Below are 21,050 nucleotides of genomic sequence, written 5' to 3'. Positions count from 1 at the left end.
GCCGTCCGGGTCAGGACGCGCGGTCGCGCACCCCGCGCAGGAGGCCCGACCACTGCCGGAGGACGTGCAGCCGGCCGGGCGGCGGCGGGGGCGCCGGGCGGGCGGGCAGGTCGAGCTCCGCCCGGAGCGCGGCCCGCTGCCGCCCGAGGTCCGCCAGCTCGGCCAGGAGGGCGGCGCGCCGCGTGACCGCCTCCCGGTCGAGGCGCTCCCGGGTGGTGGTCGCCTCGGCGTCGGCGCGCCGCCGCTCCTCGCGCCCGGTGGCCAGCATCGCGACGATCTCGGCCCGCGCCCGGACCCGGGCGGCGGCCGCGTCCTCCTCGGCCCGCTGCCGCACCCGGTCGGCGTGGGCGGCGGCGCGGCGCTCGGCCGTCAGCACCTCCTCGAGTCGCGCGTCGGCCTCCGCGCGGGTGGCGGCGGCCGCGCGCCCGGCGTCGTCGAGGACCCGGGCGGCCCGCTCCGTCGTCTCCGCGGCGTGCGCGGCCGCGGCGGCCGCCGTCCGGTCGGCCTCGGCCTCGGCGTCGGCGAGGGTCCGCTGCGCGCGGGCGAGGACGCGGTCCGCCTGCTCGGAGGCCGCGGCCCAGGCGGCCTCGGCCTCGGCGCGCATGCCCTCGGCCTCGTCGGCCGCCGCGGCGAGCATCGACCCGATCCGCCGGGACAGCTGGAGGAACTCCCCACCCCCGGACGAGTGGCCGAGCAGCGCCCGGGCCTCGTCGAGCGCGGCGCGGGTGCTCAGCAGCCGGGTGACCAGGTGCTCGCGCTCGTGGTCGGCGGTGGCGAGCTGGTCCTCGGCCCACTGCACGTAGGTGTCGACCTGGAAGCGGTCGTAGCCGGCCACCGCGCGGCCGAACATCGGCCCGGCCTCGAGGACCGTGGGCAGGTCCCCCGACACGTTGGGCCGGCGCCGCTCCGGGCCCGCCGGGCGGAGCTCCTCGTCGACCTGCAACTCGACGGTCATCCCGCTGCCTCCCTCCGTCCGGGTCCGTTCCGGTTCCCGGGACGGTAGGGCGGCGGGCGGGGGCGCCGTCCGGGCGTCCGGGGTGGATCACCCGGGAGGCGACGGCGCCGCGCCTGATCGGGTGCTGCCGGCTCCGGGGGTCTCTCTGCGTGACGTCGCCCGCGCGGGTGGAAGACCGCCGCCGGGCGCCGCGGGAGCGCGCGACCGGGCACGCTCGGACCGTGGCAGACGTCCCGACCCCGCCGGACCCGGGGAGCATGACCGTCCCGCCGCTGTTCGGCTGGGAGTCCATCGTCGTCGGCCTGCTGCTGCTCGTGGCCGTCGTCGTGCTCCTGGCCGTGGTCGGCGCGGCCCGGGCGGGCGCCGGTCGCCGGACGGAGTTCCAGGCCTGGCTCGATGCCCGGTCGGCGCGGTCCGCCGGCCCGCACGACGGCACCCCGGGAGCCGCCCGGCGCGGCTGACCGCGCCGCGGCCGCTCACGGCGCCGGAGGTGCCTCCTCTGCGGGCTCGGGAGCCGGCTCGGGTGCTGGTGCCGGCTCCGGAGCCGGTTCTGGTGCGGGTTCGGGCGCCGGCGCTGGTTCGACGGCCGGCTCCGGCTGAGGCGCCGGTTCGGGTGCGGGTGCCGGTTCGGGTGCGGGTGCCGGTTCGGGTGCCGGTGCCGGCTCACCGGCCGGCTCTGGCTCGGGTGCCGGTGCCGGCTCACCGGCCGGCTCTGGCTCGGGTGCCGGTGCCGGTTCGGGCTCTGGTGCCGGTTCGGGCTCTGGTGCTGGTACGGGCGCCGGCGGGGCCTCGGGTGCCGGCCCGGGCTCCGGTGCCGGCGCAGGCTCCGGCTCGGGCTGAGGGGCGGGCTCGGGCTGAGGCGCGGGCTCGGGCTGAGGGGCGGGCTCGGGCGCGGGCGCCGGCTCGGGGGCCGGTGCCGGAGCCGGCTGCGGCGCTGGCTCGGGCGCGGGTGCCGGAGCCGGCTGCGGCGCTGGCTCGGGCGCCGGAGGCGCTTCCAGGTCGGGTGCCGGGTCCGGCAGGGGCGCCGGCGCAGGCGGGACCTCGGGCTGCGGGACCGGCGGCTGGTCGTCCGCCGGTGCCGGCGGCGCCTCGGGCCCGGGTGCGGGCACCGGCTGCGGCTCGAGCTGGGGAGCCTGCTCAGACGGGGCTCCCGGCGCCGGCGTCGCCTCCGGCTGCGGTGCCGGTTCGGGGGCAGGTGCCGGCGCAGGCGCCATCTCGGACTGGGGCACCGGCTCCGGTACGGGTGCGGGCGTAGGCGCGGGTGCCGGTGCGGGTTCCGCTCCGGGCGGGGGAGCGGACTGGTGTCCCGGGCCCGCCTCGACCGGTGCCTCCGGTTGCGGTGCCTCTGCTTGCGGCGCCTCCGATTGCGGTGCGGGAGGTGACTCCGGCGCTGGCGCTGGCACCGGCTCCGGCTGGGGTGCCGGTGCCGGCTCGGGCGCAGGAGTGGGTGCGGGCTCCGGCGCGGGCGCGGTATCCGGCTGGGGCGCCGCCTCGGGTCCAGGAGCCGGCTGCGGCTCCGGCTCGGGCTCCGGCTCCGGGGCGACCGAGGTCTCCGGTGCGGGCTCCGGCTCGGGCTCCGGCTCCGGGGCGACCGAGGTCTCCGGTGCGGGCTCCGGCTCGGGCGCCGGGGCCGGCTCGGGCGCCGGGGCCGGCTCGGGCGGCGTCTCGGGCTCACCCGCCGGGTCCGCTCCCGGCTCCGTCTCGGTTGCCGCGTCGGGGGCCGGTGCCGGCACGGACGGCGTCTCCGGCTCGGATGGCGTCTCCGGCTCGGATGGCGTCTCCGGCTCGGATGGCGTCTCTGGCTCGGATGGCGTCTCTGGCTCGGATGGCGTCTCCGGCGCGGGGGCCGGCTCGTACTCGGTCGACGTCTCCGGCGCGGATGGGGTCTCGGGCTCGGTCGCGGTGTCGGGCTCGCTCGAGGTGTCGGGCCCGGACGGCGCCTCGGGCTCGGACGGCGTCTCGGGCTCGGGCGGCGTCTCCGGCAGGGGCGCCGGCTCGTCGCCGCTCGACGACCCGGTGTCGGCCGAGGACCCGGTGTCGGCCGAGGACCCGGTGTCGGCCGAGGACCCGGTGTCGGCCGAGGACCCGGTGTCGGCCGAGGACCCGGTGTCGGTCGACGGCCCGGACTCCGTCTCGGGCTCCGGCAGCGACGGGACGGACCCGGCACCTGGCTCGGGCACCTCGTCGACCCCGGTCGGCGGCTCGGCGTCCTCGCTCCCGAACCCGGCCCCGGCCTCGGCGTCCGGTTGCGGCGCGGCCGGCGGTGCGGACTCGTCGACGGTCGGTGGTGCGGTGTCCGGAGCGGGCGCCGGCTCGACACCGGCATCGGGCGCGTCCGTCTCGGGCGCCGGGGCGGGCGCCGGCGGCGGCGCGGCCTCGGGGGTGGGAGCGACCACGCTCGGCGGGGCCCCGACGCCACCTGCGGGCGGCGGCGCCTCACCGGTGGCGGCCGGGACCTCCGGAGCCGGCGGGGTCCCGGCGTCCGCGTCCTCCGGCGCCGGCTCGCCCGACGGCGCCGCGGCGGGCGGAGGCGGGTTCGACGGGGCGGGCGGGCTCTCCCAGATCGCGCTGAACGCGCGCACGATCCCGCCCGTGGCGGGCGTGCCCTGCAGGGCCTGCGCCAGCGAGGCGACCCCGGTCGTGACGAGCAGGACCGCGGCGCCCGTCGCGGTGCGCGCGGCACGGCCGGGCAGCCGGGACCACCACACCGTCCGCTCGGGGGACCGCACCCCGGCCGGCCGGACCGCCGCCGGACGCCGCCCGCTGACCCACCGCGCGACCAGCGCCGAGAGCACCCCGCCCAGGAGCAGCAGGGCGATGCCGAGGAGCAGCCACACCGTCGCGGAGGACGAGGGGTCCGCGGCGGTGTCCGAGCTGGTGACCTCGTTCGTCACGACGTCCGCGGTGCCGGCCACGACCGCGGAGAACACCAGCGCCCCCGCGACGGTGACGGCGTCCTCGGCCCGGCGGGAGAGGCGGCGGGACGCCACCCGGGACGCGTCGGGGTCGTGGCTGACGACGGGGCGACGCCGGGGCCGGCGTGGGCGGACGAGGACAGGCCGCGCGCCGCCGCCTCGGGCACCGGCGGGACGCCGACGTCGTGCACGCATGGAGCCTCCAGGTGGTGGCGGTGCGTGGTCGTCCGGAACCCCGTGCCGCGCCAGCATGCTGGGGCCCGCGCGGCAGGCGCAACACGTCTCCGACCTCCGACGGGGGGTCGGGACGGCGCCCGTCAGGTCATGTCGACCGCGATCTTGAGCTGCCCCGGCCGGGGCGCGACCGCGGCGCCGAAGGCCGCCTCCACGTCGGCGACCGGGTGGACGTGCGTGACGTAGCAGTCGCGCAGCTCCGGGTGCGCGGCCAGGTAGGCGCTGGCGTCGGCCAGCACCCGCCGGCGCTCCAGGGTGACGCCCGAGCGGAGGGTCAGGTTCTTCCGCAGGAAGGTCATCATGTCGAAGGGATAGATCGGGTCGTCCGGGACGCCGAAGTAGAAGACCTGGCCGCCGGGCGCGACGGCGTCCAGCGCGGGCTTGAGCGTCGTCACCTGGTGGCCCACGGCCTCGACGACGACGGCGGGCCGGTCGGCGTCGGACAGCGTGCCCGCCCACCGCTCGGCCCGCGCCGTCACCGTCTCGTCGACGCCGAAGGCGGACGCGACGTCGCGGCGGTCCACCGGGTCGACGCCGGTCACCCGCGCCGCGCCGCGCGCCTTGAGCACGTGGCTGAACAGCAGCCCGATCGGGCCCTGGCCGATCACGGCCACCGACTGCCCGGACACGTCGCCGAGCTGCTCGGCGGCGTACAGCACGCAGGCCAGCGGCTGCAGCATGACCGCGGTCGTGGGCGGCAGCGCGGTGTCGTAGCCGGCCACGCCCTCGCCGTCGGTGACGACGAGCTCGGCGATGCCGTCGAACATCGACGCCCAGCCGACGACGAGGTCGCCCGGGGCGTGGTCGGGGTGCCGGCTGGCGACCACCTCCCCGACGATCTCGTGCATCGGGAAGCCCGGCGCGCGGGTGGCGCCCCAGCCGTCCTCGGCGGCCGGGTGCGGCCACACGCCGCCGCGGAAGTTGGGCAGGTCGCTGCCGCAGATCGCGCCGGCGCGGGTGGCCAGCAGCACGTGCCCCGGCGCCAGCGCGCCGGCGTCCGGGGCCGGGACCTCCACCTCCTCGAACCGGAAGGGACCGCGCAGCGTCTGTGCCCACATGGGTGTCCTCCGTCCAGCCGGGCGCCCCGGCGCCCGGGGCGGCGGCCCCCAGCCTGCAGGATCACCGCGGTCCCGCATCCCGACGATCCGGCGCCCGGCGCGGCGGACGTCCCGGTGGGCGGGCGGTCAGACGGGAGTGCGCGCGAGGTCGTTCCACCGGTCGAGCAGCCGGTCGATGCGGCCCATCGCGTCCACCACCTGCTGCCGGGCCGCGGGCGTGTCCTTGCCCCGCCGCGCCCGCCGTGCGGCGTCGAGCTCCAGGCGCGCGAGGCCGAGCTCGATCCGCAGGTCGTCCTCGGGACCGGTGTGCGGGACGTCCATGACGACCCCCTCCTGCGTGTCCGGACCCGGTGGTCCGCGTCGAGTTCCTCGTCGCCGACCGGCTCCCCGTCCTCCGGAGCGCCCGCGGTACCGGTCACGAGGACTCCCGGCACGGCCGGGACTCACCGCACCGGCCGGGTCCCCGCCGGTGCGGCCGGACCTCCGGGGGCCGGCCGGCCCTCACATCACCAGGTGCGCGGTCTCGCCGGTGGAATGCTCGACGTCCTCCGTCGCGGTCCGCAGCAGCCGGTGGGCCAGGTCGGACAGCGCCCGGGCGACGGCGATCTCGTCGCCGATCTCGGGGACGTCCCGGTCGGCCGGGTCCAGCCGGGCGAACCCGATCCCGGTGACCGCCGCGGTCTCGCGGGGCTGGAGGTGGGCGACGGCGCGGGTCCGGCCGTCGTGCTCGCCGATGTCGATGCGCACCGTCCAGGTCTTCACCGTGTCCACGTCGGCCTCCTCTCGGTGGTGGGACCCCGAGGGTGCCCGGCCGGGCGGGCGGCCGACGCGGCCGGAAGGCCGGAGTACCCGGGACCTGTGGCCCGGGGGCACCCGTCCCGGCACGGCGGACCCACGCGGCGTCCGTTCGTCCCGCCCCGGGCCGACCTCCGGCCCTGGGGAGGCGGTCCCGGCCTCCCCAGCATCGGGTCATGACCGAGGTCCGGGCCCGCCTCCCCTCGACGGCCGGGCGGCGGGCGAACGCCGTGGCCGCCGTGGTGGCCGACGGGGTCCTCCTGCTGCTGATCCACGTGTGGCCGGGGTGGGAGGTCGTGCCCTTCCTGACCGACGGGACGACCCGGGTGCTGCCCTACGTCGACGCCGCGCTCGTGGCCGGGATCGTCGTGGGGCTCCTGCAGCTGGCGCGTCCCAGGGGTGCCTCGGCGCCGGCGGGGACGCTGGTGACGACGGCCTTCGGCCTGGCGGCCACGGTGCGCGTCCTGCAGGTCTTCCCGTTCGACCTGTCCGGGGGCTGGGAGGTCGTCGTCCGCGTCGTCCTGTGGCTCGGCATCGCCGGCGGCGTCGTCGGGATCCTGGTCGCGCTGGGCGCGCTGCTCCGCCTGCGCCCGGCGCGGCGGTAGCCCGCCACCGGGGCCGCGCCGGTGGCACGATCGCGCGATGGCCGATCGTGAGAGGGCCGATCGTGGGAGGGCCGATCTCGCGGCGCTGCTCGCCGACGCGGCCGCCCGGGTGGCGGCCTACCGGGCCCGGGTGCCGGACGCGCCGGTGGCCCCGCCGCCCGACGTCGTCCCCGCGGTGCGGGCGGCCCTCGGGTCGCTGCGCGACGGGCCCACCGACCCCGCCCGGGTGGTCGAGGAGCTCGTCGCGGCGGTGGAGCCGGGCCTCGTGGCCACCACCGGCCCGCGGTACTTCGGGTTCGTGGTCGGCGGTGCGCTCCCGGCCGCCACGGCCGCGGACGTGCTCGCCGTCGGCTGGGACCAGCCGGCGTTCAACACGGTCACCTCCCCGGCGGCCGCGGCGGTGGAGGAGGTGGCCGGCGCCTGGCTCGCGGACCTGCTGGGACTCCCGGCCGGCGTCTCGGTCGGCTTCGTCACCGGCGGGCAGGGCGCCAACACCGTCGCGCTCGCCGCGGCCCGCCACCGGGTCCTGGCCGACGCCGGGTGGGACGTGGAGCGCGACGGGCTGACCGGTGCCCCGGCCGTGCGGGTGGTCGCCTCCGTCGAGCGGCACGCGACCGTCGACCGGGCGCTGCGGCTGCTGGGCCTCGGCTCGGGCGCGGTGGTCCCGGTGGCCGCCGACGGGCAGGGCCGCATCGACGTCGCCGCGCTCACCCGCGTGCTGGACGGGCTGCCTCCCGGACCCCGGGTGGTGTGCCTGCAGGCCGGCAACGTGAACACGGGGGCCTGCGACGACCTCGCCGGCGCGATCGACGTGGCCCACCGCGCCGGCGCCTGGGTGCACGTCGACGGCGCGTTCGGGCTGTGGGCCGCGGCCTCGCCGGCCACCCGGCACCTCGTCGCCGGGCTGGGGGCCGCCGACTCCTGGGCGACCGACGGCCACAAGTGGCTCAACGTCCCCTACGACAGCGGCTACGTGTTCTGCGCCGACCCCGCGGCCCACCGGGCGGCCATGTCGTTCACCGCGGCCTACCTCACCGGGCACGGGCAGGACGGCGTGCGGGCGCCCAGCGACCTGGTACCGGAGTCCTCCCGGCGCGCCCGCGGCTTCGCGACCTGGGCGGCGCTGCGGGAGCTCGGGCGCAGCGGCGTCGCCGGGCTGGTCGACCGGTGCTGCGCGCTCGCCCGCCGGTTCGCCGAGCGGGCGGCGGAGCTCGACGGGGTCGAGGTCGCCAACGACGTCGTCCTCAACCAGGTGCTGCTCGGCTTCGGCGACGACGCGGCGACCGACGCGGTGGTCGCGGCGGTGCAGCGGTCGGGCGAGGCGTGGATGGGCGCGACGACCTGGCACGGCCGGCGGCTGGTGCGGGTGTCGGTGTCCAACGCGACGACGACCGAGGCCGACGTCGACCGCGCGGTCGCCGCCGTGGCCGCCGCCCGGGACGGGGTGTGGGCGGCGCGGTCGCACGCCGGCGGGGAGCCCGGCAGGGACCGAAGGACGCCGCAGCCGGGACCTCCGGCCCGGGGGGTGACCGGGCCGCAGGTGTGACGGTCGTCCCCGACGGGGCGACCAGGGAGGACCGATGACCGACAGCACCACCCGGCACGACGAGGGGACGGCGTTCGACCCGCCCGTGGAGCGCGACGGCGCCACGGTGATCACCGCGACGCGGTCGACCAGCCACACCGCGACCGCCGGCGACGGCCGCACCGGGCGACGGCCCGCCGCCGAGATGGCCGGGGCCCGGCCGCTGGGCGCGTTCGAGGTCCGCGACGGCCGGGTGCGCTGGCACCCCGTCGTCGACGTCACCCGCGTGGTCACCACCGCCGAGGTCGTGCTCGGCGCCGTCGCCGTGGCGTCCCGCCTCGCGCGGCGGCCCAGCGGGGCCGCGGCGCGGGTGACGATGGGCCCCGGCGGCTGGGTGAGCATGAAGGGCGGCGCGATGGCCGTCCGCCCGGCCCGGCGCCTGTGGCGGCGCACCCGCCCCCCGGTGCACGTCCGGCGGCCGTGGTGGGCCCGGCTGCTGGCCGCCACCGCGCTCGAGCGGCTGGTCGGCTGAGCGCCGTGGAGGTCCGCAACCGGGTCGTGGACCCGCTCGTGCGCGCGCTCGCGCGCGGCCCGGCGCACCGCGTGCTCGGCCGGCACCTCGTCGTCCTCGGCTACACCGGCCGGCGCACCGGCCGGCGGTACGAGCTGCCGGTGATGGTGGCGCCGGCCGGCGCCGACCTCGTCGTCCTCGTCGGCGGGGCGGCCGGCAAGACGTGGTGGAAGAACCTCGACGGCGAGCCCCGGCACGTCAGCGTCCGGCGGGACGGGCGCGTCCTGGCCTTCCGCGCGCGGCTGCTGCGGCCCGGCACGCCCGGCCGCGACGACGCCGTCCGCGCCTACCGGGCCGCCTTCCCCCGCGCGGTCGTCCCGCCCGCCGACCCCGTGGTGCTGCTGGAGCCGGTCGTGACCTCCCGCGCCCCGGCCGGGCCGTCGGACCCTCCCGGGCGGTGACCGGAGCCCGGCAACCTCGGTCCGTGCCCGACCGACCCGCTGCGACCGGCCCGCCGGTCGTGCTGTCCCTGGACGTCGGCTCGTCCTCGCTCAAGGCCGCCGTCCGCGACCCCGGCCTGCGGCTGCGCGTGGAGATCGCCGGCCTGCGGGACGAGCCGGGCGGCGAGCCGGCGCACGTCACCGTCACCGGCCCCGGCTCCTCCGTCGAGCACGCCCGGCTGCCCGGCGGCTGGGCCGGCGCGGCGGCCGCGGTGGCCGACGCGGTGGCCCGCCGCGGCCTGCACCCGCACGTCGTCGCCCACCGCGTGGTGCACGGCAGCCCGCTGCTGACCGGCCCCCGCCGCGCCGACGCCCCGCTGCTCGCGCGCCTGCGGGCCGAGGCGCACCTGGACCCCCTCCACCTGCCGCGCCAGCTGACGGTCCTCGACGAGGCCCGGGCCTGCTGGCCGGCGGCGGAGGTGGTGCTCGTCCCCGACGGCGGGTTCTTCGCGGGCCTGCCCGACGACGCGGTCACCCTGCCGCTGCCGGCGGGGGCGCGGGCCGCCGGGCTGCGGCGCTGGGGGTTCCACGGCCTGGCGGTGCAGAGCGTGGTCGACCTCCTCCCCGGCCCGGGCGGCGCCGTCGTCGTCCACCTGGGCAGCGGCTGCAGCGTCAGCGCGGTGCAGGACGGGCGGCCGCGCTCGACCACCATGGCGCTGAGCCCGGCCGGCGGGATCCCGTCGCTGACCCGCAGCGGCGACCTGGACCCGGAGGTCGTGCTGCGGCTGGTCGAGCTCGCCGACGGGTCGCTGCCCGCCGTGCGCGAGCTGCTGCACCGCAGGTCCGGCGTGGCCGGGGTCTCCGGCGGGCGCACCGACGTCCGGGAGCTGCTCGCCGCCGGCGACCGGGCCGCCGACCTCGCCCTCCGGGTCCTCGTCCGGTCGGTGGCGATGGCCGCGGCCGGCGCCGCGACGACGCTGGACTCCTGGGACGCCCTGGTGTTCAGCGGGGGAGTCGGCCGGAACTCGGCGGAGCTGCGCGAGCGGGTGTGCGCCCGGCTGCTGCCGCTGCGGCACGTCCCGGGGACCGACGGCGCGCCGAGCGAGCGGCTGGTCGGCACGGGCCTGCGCGTGCTGGCCGTCCCCGTCGACGAGGAGGCGGTGATGGACCGCCTCGCCCGGCAGGTGGTCGCCGCCGTGCCGGGCGGGCGCGGCCTCGCCGTCCCGCAGCGGTGACCGGCGCCGTCCCCCGGGCGAGCGCGGAGGACCTGGGGATGCGGGCGCTCGGCCGCGGCGGCGTGCCGATGCAGTTCGGCGCGGTGCTCGTCCTCGGCCCGGGGGACGCGGACGACGGGGAGGTCGCCCGCGTCCTCGCGGAGCGGCTCGGCGGGGTGCGGCGGCTGCGGCAGCGGCTGGTCCGGGTGCCCCCGGGCGCGGGCCGGCCGGTCTGGGCGGACGAGCCGCACCCGGACCCGGCGGCGCACGTCCGCACCGTGCGGTGTCCCGGGGACGACCAGGGCCTGCTCGACCTCGCCACCGACCTGGTGGCCGGCCCGCTCCCGGAGGGCCGGCCGGGCTGGGCGGCCGTCGTCGTCCCGGACCTGCCCGGCGGGCGGAGCGCGGTGGTCGTCGTGCTCTCCCACGTGGTCGCCGACGGGATCGGCGGGCTGGCGCTGCTGGCCTCCCTCGCCGACGGCGGCGCGCCACCCGACCGCACGCCGCCCCGGCCGCTGCCGCCCTACCGGTCCCTCGCGGCCGACGCCTGGCGCCGCCGCGCCCGGGCGCTGGGCCGGCTGCGGGAGGCAGCCCGGCTGGTGCGGGACGCGGGCCGGTCGGCGGGCGGCCTCCGCCCGGCCCGGGCGGCGCCGTGCAGCCTGCTGGCGCGCACCGGGCCCCGGCGGCGGACGGCGGCGGTGCGGGTGCCGCTCGAGCCGCTGCGGGCGGCGGCGCACCGGGCCGGCGGGACGGTGAACGACGCGCTGCTCGTCGCCGTCGCGGGGGCGCTCGGCGCGCTGCTGGCGAGCCGCGGCGAGTCGGTCGACCCGGTGGCGGTCACCGTCGTCGTCACCGGGCGGCGGGCGGCCGGGGTCACCGAGCTCGGCAACGCCGCCACCCCGCTCGTGGTCGCCGTCCCCGCTGCCGGGGACCCGCGGGAGCGGCTGCGCCGGTTCGCGGGCACGGTTCGGCGAGCCCGTGACGCGGCCACCGGCCCGCCGCTGACCGCGCTCCTGGGGTCGCTGTTCGGGCTGCTCGCGGCGACCGGCGCCTACCGCTGGTGGCTCCGCCGCCAGCACCGCTTCCACACCCTGGTCAGCAACGTGCCCGGACCGCCCACCCCGCTCGCCCTCGCCGGGCGGCCGGTCGAGCAGGTGCTGCCGGTGGCCTCCGGCGAGGCCGGCGACGTCACCGTCTCCTTCGACGCGCTGTCCTACGCCGGCACCCTGACGGTGACCGCGGTCGCCGACCCCGACCGGGTGCCCGACCTGCCGGTCCTCACCGCGGCGCTGCGCGAGCAGCTCGCCGCGCTGGTCACCCCGGCGCCGGCAGGGGCACGCTGAGGGACACCAGCACGAGCTGGTGGACGACGGTCCGGGACACGGGCCGAGCGTGCGCCCCGCCGCCCCGCGCGCGGCGGCTGACCGGCCCTGGCGGGCGGGACCTTCGGCACTCCGGCCGGGAGGGCGGGGCGGGTGGACTGGCCCTCCGACGGACGGAGGGACCGATGGCTCCCGACGGTGCCCCGCGCGGGCCGCTCGCGCTCCAGGACGCCCTGCTGGAGCTCAGCCGGGTCGAGCCGGACCCCTGGTCGCTGACCGTCCCGCTGACGCGGGTCGCGGAGCTGGCCGTCGCGAGCCTCGCCGGGACCGCGGAGGCGTCGGTGACGCTGGTGCACCCGGCCGGCGCCGTCACCGTCGGCGTGACCGGGCCCGTGGCGGCCGAGCTGGACGAGCGGCAGTACGACGCGGGCTCCGGTCCCTGCACGGACGCGGCCGCGAGCGGGTCGACGGTCACGGTCCCGGACACCGCCACCGAGGCGCGCTACCGCGACCTCGCGGCGCTGGCCCGGCGCCGCGGCGTCACGGGGGTCCTGGCGGTGGGCATGCCGATCGACCACCGGGTGGTCGGCTCCCTCAACCTGTACCGCACCGACGGCGGGGCGTTCGACGCCGCGGGGCGTGAGGCGGCGCGCACGTTCGCGCGGTTCGCCGCGGGCGCCGTCGTCCACGCCGCGGCCCACGCCGGGGCCGAGGAGCTCAGCCGCCAGCTGCGCCGGGCGATGCGGTCGCGGGCGGTCATCGAGCAGGCGAAGGGCGTGCTCATGGGCCGGCACGGCTGCACCGCGGACGAGGCGTTCGCGATCCTGGCGAGCCGGTCGCAGCGCCGGGACCGCAAGCTGCGCGAGGTCGCCGCCGAGCTGGTCGCCTCCGTCCAGCGGGACCGCTGAGGCCGGGCCGGTCAGCCGGCGGCCTGCCCGCCCGGCGGCCGGGCCGCCGGCACCACCAGCACCGGGCAGCCGGCGGCGTGCACCACCGCGGAGGTGACCGAGCGCAGCGGCCGCCCCGGCAGCGCGTGCCGGCGGTGCCCGACCACCAGCAGCTCCGCGGTGAGCGCGGCGGCCACGAGGGTGTCGGCCGCGCGGCCCTGCCGGACCACCGTGGAGACGGGCACGTCCGGCCACCGGGCGCGGACCGCCGCCGCACCGGCCAGGAGGTCGTCCAGCAGGGCCTCCGCCCGGCGCTGCGCGGCGTCGTCGTGGGCCAGGCGCTCGGCGGTGGACAGCGGGCGCACGGGCCCGCGCGCCCACGTGTGCACGGCCAGCACGCCGGTGCCGCGCAGCGCCGCCGCCCGCAGGGCCTCGGCGAGGACCGCCCCGGAGGCGGGGCCGCCGTCGAGCCCGGCGACCACCCCGCTGCGGCCGCCGCCGGACCGGCGGGCGCGCAGCGGGACGACGGCGACCGGGCACGGCGCCGCGCGGAGGACGGCGGCCGCGGTGGAGCCCAGCAGCAGGCCGCGCGCGCTGCCCGCGCCGGAGGTCCCCAGGCACAGCAGCTGGGCACCGGCCGCGGCGTCGCCCAGGACCTCGACCGCGTCGCCGTCGACGAGCCGGGGGGCGACCGTCAGCCCGGGGCAGGAGCGGCGCAGCTCCGCCGCGGTCGCGTCGAGCACCAGGCCGCACGCGGTGTGCAGCACCTCGATCGCGTCGAGCACCCGGTCCGGCGGGCGGGTCCGGCCGGCGGGGGCGGGGACGGCGAGCACCAGCCCCAGCGTCGTCCCGCGGCCGCGCGCCTCCCGGGCGGCCAGCCGGGCCGCCGCGAACGCCTCCCGCGACCCGTCGACCCCGGCCACCACGGGACGGTCGCCCGCGGCGGCCCGCGGGGTCGCGTCCGGCGTCGCCGCCGTGGGCGGCTCGGGCACCGAGGTCACCGGTCCTCCCGTCGGGCCGTCGTCCGGTCGGTCCCACCATGGGCCGGGCGGCCCCGCGGGCACCGGTGCCGCAGGTCCCCCGGGCGCGGGACCTGCGGCACCGGGTCCGCCCGGTCAGGTCCGGCCGGGGGACCAGGTCCAGTCGCGCACCTCGGGCAGGTCCTCGAGCGCCTCGACGACGTGAGCCCGGTGCCGGAGCAGCTGCTCCCGGCACAGCCGGGCGAGCGCGTCGCCGCCCTCGGGCACCCGCCGCGAGCGGCGCAGCGCCTCCAGCACCAGGTCGTAGCGGCTCGTCCGGTTGAGCACGACCATGTCGAACGGCGTCGTCGTCGTGCCGTGCTCGGTGAACCCGCGGACGTGGAACCGGTCGACGTCGGGCCGGCCGTGCAGCAGCGGGTGGATCGCCCGCGGGTGCCCGTGGAAGGCGACGACGACGTCGACGGTGTCGGTGAACAGGTCGGCGAACCGCTCGGGGGAGAGGGCCGCGGGGTGCTCGCCGGGCGGGAGCAGGCCGAGCAGGTCCACCACGCTGACCACGCGCACCCGCAGGTGCGGCACGTGCCCGCGCAGCAGCTGGGCGGCGGCCAGGACCTCCTGCGTCGGCACGTCGCCGATGGCGCAGAGGACGACGTCGGGCAGGTCGGTGCGGGCCCGGTCGGGCTCCTCGGTGCCGGCCCACTCCCAGACGGCGCCGCCGGCGGAGACCAGCGTCCGCGCCTGCTCGAGGTCGAGGTACTGCAGGTGCCGCTGCTTGTCTACGACGACCAGGTTCACCCGGTTCCGGCTGGTCAGGCACTCCTCGGCGACGACCAGGGTGCTGTTGGCGTCCGGCGGGAACCAGATGCGGGTGACCTCGGGGGCCAGCGGCGCGACGGTGTCGATGAGGCCGGGCCCCTGGTGGGAGAAGCCGTTGTGGTCGTTGCGCCACGTCGTGCTGGTCAGCAGCACGGTGAGCGACGGCACCGGCGGGCGGCCCGGCTCGAGCGCCGACTGCTGCAGCCACTTCGCGTGCTGCACGACCATCGAGGCGCTGACCATCGCGAACGCCTCGTAGGTGGCGAACAGCCCGTGCCGGCCGGTGAGTGTGTAGCCCTCCAGCCAGCCCTCGCACAGGTGCTCGCTCAGCACCTCCATGACCCGCCCGTGCGGGCCCAGCGCCTCGTCGCCGGGCAGCACCGGCAGCTGCGTGCAGCGGTCGGTGACCTCGAGGACCGCGCCCAGCCGGTTGCTCACCGTCTCGTCGGGCGAGAACAGCCGGAAGTCGCCGCCGCCGTCGGCCCGGGCGGTGCGGACGAGCAGGTCCCGCAGGTACGTGCCGAGCGGGCGGGTCGTCTCGTGGTGCAGCACGCCGGGGGAGGGGACGGGCAGCGCGTGGTCGGCGAGGTCGGGCAGCGGCAGCGGCCGGACCCGGAACCGCGGCCCGCCGGCGCGCGGCGAGGCGGAGATCCGCAGGTCGCCGGGCGGGGTCAGCGCGGCGAGCTCGGGCACCAGCCGGCCGTCGGCGTCGAAGTCCTCGTCGGCCCGGTAGGAGCGCAGCCAGGCCTCCAGCTGGGCGAGGTGCTCCGGGTCCTCCCGCACGCCGGCCAGCGGCACCTGGTGCGAGCGCCACGTGCCCTCGACCGGCACGCCGTCGACCACGCGCGGCCCGGTCCAGCCCTTGGGGGTCCGCAGGACGACGGCCGGCCAGCGCGGCGTCCCCTGCTCCTGCCCGGAGCGGGCGGCGTCCTGGACCGCGCGGATGCGGGCGTGCGCGTCGGCCAGGACGGCGTCGAGCCCGGCGAAGACGCGGGCCGGGTCGTCCCCGGCGACGACGACCGGGTCCCAGCCCTGGCTGCGCAGGTAGCCGCAGACGTCCTCGTCGGAGGAGCGGCCGAGGACGGTCGGCCCGGAGATCTTGTAGCCGTTGACGTGCAGCACCGGCAGCACGGCGCCGTCGCGGCGCGGGTCGAGGAAGGCCGGCAGCCGCCAGGACGCCGCCAGCGGCCCGGTCTCGGCCTCGCCGTCGCCGACCACGCAGGCCACCAGCAGGTCCGGGTCGTCGAAGGCGGCGCCGGCCGCGTGCAGCAGCGCGTACCCCAGCTCCCCGCCCTCGTGGATGCTGCCCGGGACGTGCGGCCCGGCGTGGCTGCTGACCCCGCCCGGCGTGGAGAACTGCCGCACCAGCCGGGTGAGCCCGGCGAGGTCCTGCGACACCTCCGGGTGCACCTCGCTGTAGGTGCCGTCGAGATAGGCGCCCGCCAGCACGGCCGGCCCGCCGTGCCCCGGGCCGGTGACCACCAGGACCTGCTGCCCGGTCCGCCGGATCAGCCGGTTGAGCAGCGCGTGCAGCATGGTCAGGGCCGGGCTGGTGCCCCAGTGGCCCAGCAACCGCGGCTTGACGTGCTCCGGCCGCAGCGGCTCCCGCAGCAGCGGGTTGGCCCGCAGGTAGATCTGCGCGGCGGTCAGGTGGTTGGCCGCGGCCCACCAGCGCAGGTCGAGGGCGAGGTCCTCGGCGGAGGCGGGGGCCGGGACGTCGAGCGCGGTCATGGGGAGCCTCTCCGGTGGGCGCGGGGTCCCCCCGATCCTCGGGACCGCCGGCCGACGGCGCGGGGGACCTAGGTCCCGACTCCCGGTGCCCTTCGCTCCGGCCCGCCCCGGTCCGCGCCTCCTAGCGTCGGCCTCTGCCGCACCAGGCCCCGCGACGACGAGGAGCGCGCCGTGAGGACGAGACTGCGCCGGCTGCCCGGGTTGGTCGCCGCCCTCGCCGCCGTGACCGCCGCGACCGGGCTGGTCCGGCGCCCCACCGGGGACCCGGTGCCGGTGGTGACCCCGCGCGGGCGGACCGCCGAGCTGGCGGGCAGCGGGCTGTACGCCCACGACACCGTCTTCACCGCGGCCGGCAACACCGCCGTCGACGCCGTCGTGCTGGCGTTCGGCGTGCCCCTGGTGCTCACCGCCTGGTCCCGGCACCGGAGCGGGTCGCCGCGCGGGTCCCTCCTGCTCACCGGCGCCCTGGGCCACCTGCTCTACGTCTACGCCAACTACGCCCTGGGCGTCGCCTACAACCCGCTGTTCCTGGCCTACGTGACGCTGGTCGCGACGGGGCTGGCCGGCTTCCTGGCCGCCCTCGCGGGCACCGACCGGGCGGCCCTGCGCGCGCTGGCCGCGGACCCCGGCGTGCCGCACTGCGCCCTGGCGCGCTTCCTGCTGGCCGCGGCCGCGGTGACCGCCGTCGTCTGGACCGCGCCGCTGGTGACCGCGCTGCTGACCGGCGGGCCGCCGGAGCTCCTCGACGTCTACACGACCCCGGTGACCTCCGCGCTCGACCTGGCTGTCGTCGCGCCGGCCGCCGCGCTGGCCGGCCTGCTGGTCCGCCGCCGCGACCCGCGGGGGCACCTGCTGGCCGTCCCCCTGCTCGTGCTGATCGTGCTGCTGCTCCCCACGATCGCGCTGGGCACCGCCCTGCAGGCCGCGGCCGGGATCTCCTTCACCGTCCCGCAGGTCGTCGGCCCGATCGCCGGTTTCGGTGTCCTCGGCGCCGTCGGGGCGTGGCTGCTCGCCAAGCTGCTGCGCGCCGTGCCCGCCGTCCGTCCCGTCCCCCCGAGCGAGGTCCCGCATGAGCACGTCCACCGCTGACCGGCCGCGGACGGCGGCCCGGCCGCCGCGCGCCTTCTCCCGCCGGATCGCCGCCGCCGGCCTGCCGGCCGGACCGGCGTCCCCCGCACCGGTCACCGGGGACGACCTCGCCGGCCTGCCGTCCGCCGCCGTCCGGTACCTGGCGGCGATGGGTGTCGTCGGCCGGCCGCGCACCCGGTCGCTGCGGGCCCACTGGACCGGCCGGTTCCGCCGCCGGGCCGACGGGCCGTGGATGCCGTGCGACGCGTGGCAGGTCAACACCGCCGAGGAGGTCGCCCGGCTGTACCGGATGCGGCTGCTGGGCGGCGGCGTGGTGCCGATGTGGGGCTGGGACACCTACCGGCACGGCACCGGGCGGATGCTCGGCAGGGCACTCGGCCTGGTCACCGTGGCCGACGGCTCGGGACCGGAGTTCGACTGTGGGGAGCTGGTCACCTGGCTGAACGACGCCGTCCTGCTGGCCCCGGCGATGCTGCTGCACCCCCGGACCCGCTGGGAGGACCGCGGCGAGGACCGGTTCGCCGTCTCGGTGACCGACGCCGGTCGCACCGTCAGCGCCGTGGTGGCCCTCGACGGCTCCGGCCGGCCCCTGGACTTCTGGACCGGCGACCGCTGGGCCGACCTGCCCGGCGGTCCGGTGCGGACGCCGTGGAGCACGCCCGTGCGCGGCTGGACGGTCGGCCACGGCCGGCCCTGCCCCACCGGCGGCGCCGCGGTGTGGCACCTGCCGGAGGGGGAGTTCGTCTACGGCGAGATGACGCTGGCCGACCTCGACCTCGACGTCCCGCCGGGGAGGTGAGGACCGTGCTGCGCGGCCTGCTGCTCGCCGGCGCCGGGGTCGCCGGTCTGGACCACCTGCACCGCCACCGCGACTGGGGCGCCACGCCCGGCGAGGCGGCCGGCGTCCTCCCGGGGGACGAGCTCGTCCCCGGGCCGGCCGAGCAGACGACCCTGGGGGTGTCCGTCGCCGCGCCCGTCGAGGAGGTCTGGGCGTGGCTGGTCCAGATCGGGCAGGGCCGCGGCGGCATGTACAGCTACGACTGGCTCGAGAACCTGGTCCGTCTGGACATCCACAGCGCCGACGAGGTGCGCGCGGAGTGGCAGCACCTCGCCGTCGGCGACCGGGTCGTCGTCGTGCCCGGGGGCTGGGGGCCGCTGCCGGACGGCTACGCCTTCCGGGTCGCGCGGGTCGACCCGCCGCGGACGCTGGTGCTGCGCCAGGCGCCGCCGGAGCACCCGTGGGACGGCGTGTGGTCCTTCCACGTGGTGCGGGAGGCGGCGGGCGGCTGCCGGCTGCTGGCCCGGTCCCGCACGGTGGCCGACCCCCGGGCGGGCGCGCGGCTCGCCGGCCGGGTGCTGGAGCCGGTGACGCTGGTGATGACCCGGCGGGTGCTGCACGGCATCCGCGACCGGGCCGAGCGCCGCGCCCGCCGTCCCGTCGCGGCGCTGACCGCCGGGGCGTGACCCGCGGGATCCCGGTACCCGGGTGCGGCTCAGCCCTGCCGGCGGTGCCCTGCCTCGGCCCGCTCGCGGACGCCGAGCAGCATCCGCCGCATCATCGGGAAGTCGCCCAGCTCCACCAGCAGCACCCCGGCCAGGCCCGCGGGGCTGCGCCAGTCGTGGCGGGCCCGCAGCCGGGTCACCAGCCGGGTGCGCCCGCCGTCCAGGGGGACCAGCCGCCAGGCCCAGGTGCTCGCCGGGGTCCGCCAGAGCATCTCGCGGGGCGCGGCGAAGGACTCGACGACGAACGCCGTCGTCTCCGTCGGGTGCGGCGCCATCGGCAGCCACAGTCCCCGGCGCAGGTCCTGCAGCTCCGGCACGACCTCCCGCGCGCTCGGCCGGCCGAGGTGGTCGAGCAGGTCGTCGGCGTACCAGCCGGCGCGCAGGCACCCGACCTGCACCAGCCAGGGCCACACCTCCTCGGGCGGTGCCGCGACGGTGACCGCCCGCGTGCAGCGGTAGTGCGCCCCGGGCACCAGGTCGTCGCCCGGCATCGGGGCGGCCACCTCCGCCGCGGTGGCGCCCCACCGGCGGTGCCACGGGCGCAGCAGGGGAGCGGTGAGGAAGCGGGGCAGGTCGGCGACGACGTCGCGCACCTGCCGGGCCAGGTCGGCGGCGGCCGGCCGGCTGGGACGCGGCCGAGGGGCAGCAGTGCGGTCACGCGGCCAGCGTCGACCGCGGCCGCCGCTGCGGTCAGGGCCCGTCGCCGCTGGGCGGCAGGGCCGGTGGACCCGGCCGGGACGAAGGTCCCCGGACGCGGGGGACGTCGGCCCGCGGACTCCCGCGCGCGGACGGCGCAGGGTCGGAACGGGCCCGGCGGGTGCCCGGGCAGGGAGCGGAGGCGGACCGGTGACGACACAGCAGGGGACCAGCGACGCGACGAGGCCGGGCCGCGTGGTCGTCGGCGTGGACGGGTCGCCGGGGGCGCGCACCGCGCTCGGCTGGGGCCTGGCCGTGGCCGCCCGCACCGGGGCGCGCCTCGAGGTCGCCAGCGCATACCCGGTCGACTTCTACTGGACCGACCCGTTCCTGCTCGACTCCCGGCGGCTGGACGCCATCCGCGCCGACGTCGAGGAGCGGGCCCGCGCGCTGGTGGAGGAGGTCCGCCGCGACCCGGCCGTGGCCGCCGTGCCCGGGACCGCCGAGGTGCAGGCCGACGTCGTGGTGGCCGGGGGCGCGCCGGCCGAGCACCTGGTCGCCCTGGCGGAGGGCGCGGACCTCCTCGTGCTCGGCAGCCGCGGCCGGGGCGGCGTCCGCAGCACGCTGCTCGGCTCGGTCGCCCTGCACTGCGCGGCGCACGCGCCGTGCCCGGTCGTCGTCGTGCACCCGGGAGCGGTCGAGCCCCCGCCGCGCGTCGTCGTCGGCGTGGACGGCTCGGCGACGTCCCGGGCCGCCCTCGCCCGCGCCGCGGCGGAGGCCGGGCGCCTCGGCGCGCGGCTCGAGGTGGTCGCCGCCTACCAGCCGGTGAGCTACTGGAGCGACCTCTACGCGATCACCGCCCCGCCGGCCTCCGAGACCGAGGAGCACGCCCGCGCCCGCGTGACGGCGTTCGCCGCCGAGGTGCTCGGGTCGGTGGCGGACACCGACGTCCGGGTGGTCCAGGGGTCGCCGGGGGACGCGCTGGTGCAGCACGCGGACGGCGCCGCGCTGCTCGTCGTCGGGAGCCGCAGCCGCAGCCGGGTCGCCGGGATGGTCCTCGGCTCGGTGGCCCTGCACTGCGCGGTGCACGCGCCGTGCCCCGTCATGGTGGTGCACCCCGAGCCGGTCCCGCAGCAGGCGGCCGTCGCGGAGCCCGCCGTCACGAGCGCGGTGCCGGAGCCGTCGGTCTGACCGTCGTCGTCCGTGCCCTTGGTCCCGCCGTCCCCGGGGCCTTGCGCCCCTCCGCCTCCCGGGCCCGGGGGTGCAGGGTCCGGGACGGATCCGTCCGACGGAGGGAGCAGCCATGCAGACGCGAGAGGTGACGCGGGCGCGCCGCGGAGGCGGGGTCGGTGGGCAGGCAACCCGAGGACGCCGGGCCGGCAGGCGGGCGGCCCGTGGGCGCGTGATCGGCCCCGTGGCGGTGCGGGCGTTGGCGGTGCGCGCGCTGGCGGTCGGCGCGGTGGCCCTCGGCTCGGCGGCGGTAGGTGGCCTCGCGGTCGGCTCGCTCACCGTGGGACGCCTGGCCGCGGGACGGGTGGCCGTGGCACGCACGGACCTGCGCACCGTGCGGGTGGCGCGGCTCGAGATCGACGAGTTCGTGGTCGGTCGCACCTCGGGACTGCCGACGACGCCGGGCGCGGCCGAGGAGAGCCCGGTCGAGGCGGACGCGGCCGGCAACGGCGCCGGACGGCTCGCGACCTGACTTCGGTCGCAGTCAGGGTGCGCGGGCACGACCGTCCCGGGGGGGGGGGGGGGGGGGGGGGGGGGGGGGGGGGGGGGGGGGCGCCGGGGGGGGGGGGGGGCGGGGGGGGGGGGGGGGGGGGGGGGGGGGGGG

20 protein-coding genes are annotated in these 21,050 nt (G+C 79.4%); 13 read left to right on the top strand and 7 right to left on the bottom strand.

Going from position 1 to position 21,050, the window contains the following annotated elements:
* Nucleotides 1–10 precede the first annotated feature (10 nt).
* Nucleotides 11–955 (bottom strand): hypothetical protein, encoded by a 945-nt coding sequence (locus ACI8AA_RS02850; RefSeq protein WP_457043006.1) that lies wholly within the window; start codon nt 953–955, stop codon nt 11–13.
* A gap of 221 nt (nt 956–1,176) precedes the next feature.
* Here ACI8AA_RS02850 and ACI8AA_RS02845 point away from each other — a divergent pair, with 221 nt between their 5' ends.
* Nucleotides 1,177–1,416: a hypothetical protein gene (locus tag ACI8AA_RS02845; protein WP_457043005.1), complete on the top strand. Its 240-nt coding sequence runs from the start codon at nt 1,177–1,179 to the stop codon at nt 1,414–1,416.
* 2,771 nt (nt 1,417–4,187) lie between these two features.
* On the opposite strand, the gene ACI8AA_RS02840 is transcribed toward ACI8AA_RS02845, so the two are convergent.
* The 3 genes from ACI8AA_RS02840 to ACI8AA_RS02830 all read right to left on the bottom strand — a co-directional run bounded on the left by ACI8AA_RS02840 (nt 4,188) and on the right by ACI8AA_RS02830 (nt 5,933).
* Nucleotides 4,188–5,162: a zinc-binding dehydrogenase gene (locus ACI8AA_RS02840; RefSeq protein WP_457043004.1), complete on the bottom strand. Its 975-nt coding sequence runs from the start codon at nt 5,160–5,162 to the stop codon at nt 4,188–4,190.
* A 126-nt stretch (nt 5,163–5,288) separates the two neighbouring features.
* Nucleotides 5,289–5,483, bottom strand: coding sequence for a hypothetical protein (locus ACI8AA_RS02835; protein ID WP_457043003.1), 195 nt, complete (start codon nt 5,481–5,483; stop codon nt 5,289–5,291).
* A 180-nt stretch (nt 5,484–5,663) separates the two neighbouring features.
* Nucleotides 5,664–5,933 carry a DUF1876 domain-containing protein gene (locus tag ACI8AA_RS02830; RefSeq protein ID WP_457043002.1) on the bottom strand — a complete coding sequence of 90 codons (270 nt, stop codon included), beginning with the start codon at nt 5,931–5,933 and terminating at the stop codon, nt 5,664–5,666.
* A gap of 200 nt (nt 5,934–6,133) precedes the next feature.
* Between ACI8AA_RS02830 and ACI8AA_RS02825 the strand changes: the two genes are divergently transcribed.
* The 7 genes from ACI8AA_RS02825 (at nt 6,134) to ACI8AA_RS02795 (ending at nt 12,482) form a co-directional block, all read left to right on the top strand.
* Nucleotides 6,134–6,562: a hypothetical protein gene (locus ACI8AA_RS02825; RefSeq protein ID WP_457043001.1), complete on the top strand. Its 429-nt coding sequence runs from the start codon at nt 6,134–6,136 to the stop codon at nt 6,560–6,562.
* A gap of 37 nt (nt 6,563–6,599) precedes the next feature.
* On the top strand, nt 6,600–8,108 hold the full coding sequence (locus ACI8AA_RS02820) for a pyridoxal phosphate-dependent decarboxylase family protein (RefSeq protein ID WP_457043000.1): 1,509 nt from the start codon (nt 6,600–6,602) through the stop codon (nt 8,106–8,108).
* A gap of 34 nt (nt 8,109–8,142) precedes the next feature.
* Nucleotides 8,143–8,619 (top strand): hypothetical protein, encoded by a 477-nt coding sequence (locus ACI8AA_RS02815; protein WP_457042999.1) that lies wholly within the window; start codon nt 8,143–8,145, stop codon nt 8,617–8,619.
* A 5-nt stretch (nt 8,620–8,624) separates the two neighbouring features.
* Nucleotides 8,625–9,059: a nitroreductase/quinone reductase family protein gene (locus ACI8AA_RS02810; protein WP_457042998.1), complete on the top strand. Its 435-nt coding sequence runs from the start codon at nt 8,625–8,627 to the stop codon at nt 9,057–9,059.
* Nucleotides 9,060–9,082: 23 nt separating this feature from the next.
* Nucleotides 9,083–10,273, top strand: coding sequence for a hypothetical protein (locus ACI8AA_RS02805; protein WP_457042997.1), 1,191 nt, complete (start codon nt 9,083–9,085; stop codon nt 10,271–10,273).
* A gap of 38 nt (nt 10,274–10,311) precedes the next feature.
* Nucleotides 10,312–11,595, top strand: a complete 1,284-nt coding sequence (locus ACI8AA_RS02800) for a wax ester/triacylglycerol synthase domain-containing protein (protein WP_457042996.1) — start codon at nt 10,312–10,314, stop codon at nt 11,593–11,595.
* Nucleotides 11,596–11,759: 164 nt separating this feature from the next.
* On the top strand, nt 11,760–12,482 hold the full coding sequence (locus tag ACI8AA_RS02795) for an ANTAR domain-containing protein (protein ID WP_457042995.1): 723 nt from the start codon (nt 11,760–11,762) through the stop codon (nt 12,480–12,482).
* An 11-nt stretch (nt 12,483–12,493) separates the two neighbouring features.
* On the opposite strand, the gene ACI8AA_RS02790 is transcribed toward ACI8AA_RS02795, so the two are convergent.
* Nucleotides 12,494–13,462, bottom strand: a complete 969-nt coding sequence (locus ACI8AA_RS02790) for a universal stress protein (RefSeq protein WP_457042994.1) — start codon at nt 13,460–13,462, stop codon at nt 12,494–12,496.
* Nucleotides 13,463–13,576: 114 nt separating this feature from the next.
* Nucleotides 13,577–15,988, bottom strand: coding sequence for a phosphoketolase family protein (locus ACI8AA_RS02785; RefSeq protein ID WP_457042993.1), 2,412 nt, complete (start codon nt 15,986–15,988; stop codon nt 13,577–13,579).
* 171 nt (nt 15,989–16,159) lie between these two features.
* Here ACI8AA_RS02785 and ACI8AA_RS02780 point away from each other — a divergent pair, with 171 nt between their 5' ends.
* The 3 genes from ACI8AA_RS02780 to ACI8AA_RS02770 are packed head-to-tail and all read left to right on the top strand — an operon-like array spanning nt 16,160 to nt 18,541.
* Nucleotides 16,160–17,077 (top strand): hypothetical protein, encoded by a 918-nt coding sequence (locus tag ACI8AA_RS02780; RefSeq protein WP_457042992.1) that lies wholly within the window; start codon nt 16,160–16,162, stop codon nt 17,075–17,077.
* On the top strand, nt 17,058–17,876 hold the full coding sequence (locus tag ACI8AA_RS02775) for a DUF6544 family protein (RefSeq protein WP_457042991.1): 819 nt from the start codon (nt 17,058–17,060) through the stop codon (nt 17,874–17,876). Before ACI8AA_RS02780 ends, ACI8AA_RS02775 begins: the two co-directional genes overlap by 20 nt.
* 5 nt (nt 17,877–17,881) lie before the next feature.
* Nucleotides 17,882–18,541: a hypothetical protein gene (locus tag ACI8AA_RS02770; protein WP_457042990.1), complete on the top strand. Its 660-nt coding sequence runs from the start codon at nt 17,882–17,884 to the stop codon at nt 18,539–18,541.
* Between the two features lie 29 nt (nt 18,542–18,570).
* Here the strand turns inward: ACI8AA_RS02770 and ACI8AA_RS02765 are convergent, their stop codons facing one another.
* Nucleotides 18,571–19,173 (bottom strand): hypothetical protein, encoded by a 603-nt coding sequence (locus tag ACI8AA_RS02765; protein WP_457042989.1) that lies wholly within the window; start codon nt 19,171–19,173, stop codon nt 18,571–18,573.
* A gap of 253 nt (nt 19,174–19,426) precedes the next feature.
* Between ACI8AA_RS02765 and ACI8AA_RS02760 the strand changes: the two genes are divergently transcribed.
* Nucleotides 19,427–20,407 carry a universal stress protein gene (locus ACI8AA_RS02760; RefSeq protein ID WP_457042988.1) on the top strand — a complete coding sequence of 327 codons (981 nt, stop codon included), beginning with the start codon at nt 19,427–19,429 and terminating at the stop codon, nt 20,405–20,407.
* A gap of 211 nt (nt 20,408–20,618) precedes the next feature.
* Nucleotides 20,619–20,918 carry a hypothetical protein gene (locus ACI8AA_RS02755; protein WP_457042987.1) on the top strand — a complete coding sequence of 100 codons (300 nt, stop codon included), beginning with the start codon at nt 20,619–20,621 and terminating at the stop codon, nt 20,916–20,918.
* Nucleotides 20,919–21,050 lie beyond the last annotated feature (132 nt).

This window comes from Geodermatophilus sp. SYSU D01180, assembly GCF_054050415.1.
This window is presented reverse-complemented; position numbering and strand designations above follow the sequence as displayed.

Excerpts from the sequence above, each read along its gene's own strand:
- ACI8AA_RS02850 (WP_457043006.1), bottom strand. The coding sequence starts at position 955 with ATGACCGTCGAGTTGCAGGTCGACGAGGAGCTCCGCCCGGCGGGCCCG.
- ACI8AA_RS02775 (WP_457042991.1), top strand. The coding sequence starts at position 17,058 with ATGAGCACGTCCACCGCTGACCGGCCGCGGACGGCGGCCCGGCCGCCG.
- ACI8AA_RS02825 (WP_457043001.1), top strand. The coding sequence starts at position 6,134 with ATGACCGAGGTCCGGGCCCGCCTCCCCTCGACGGCCGGGCGGCGGGCG.
- ACI8AA_RS02800 (WP_457042996.1), top strand. The coding sequence starts at position 10,312 with ATGCGGGCGCTCGGCCGCGGCGGCGTGCCGATGCAGTTCGGCGCGGTG.
- ACI8AA_RS02785 (WP_457042993.1), bottom strand. The coding sequence starts at position 15,988 with ATGACCGCGCTCGACGTCCCGGCCCCCGCCTCCGCCGAGGACCTCGCC.
- ACI8AA_RS02835 (WP_457043003.1), bottom strand. The coding sequence starts at position 5,483 with ATGGACGTCCCGCACACCGGTCCCGAGGACGACCTGCGGATCGAGCTC.
- ACI8AA_RS02820 (WP_457043000.1), top strand. The coding sequence starts at position 6,600 with ATGGCCGATCGTGAGAGGGCCGATCGTGGGAGGGCCGATCTCGCGGCG.
- ACI8AA_RS02815 (WP_457042999.1), top strand. The coding sequence starts at position 8,143 with ATGACCGACAGCACCACCCGGCACGACGAGGGGACGGCGTTCGACCCG.
- ACI8AA_RS02840 (WP_457043004.1), bottom strand. The coding sequence starts at position 5,162 with ATGTGGGCACAGACGCTGCGCGGTCCCTTCCGGTTCGAGGAGGTGGAG.
- ACI8AA_RS02795 (WP_457042995.1), top strand. The coding sequence starts at position 11,760 with ATGGCTCCCGACGGTGCCCCGCGCGGGCCGCTCGCGCTCCAGGACGCC.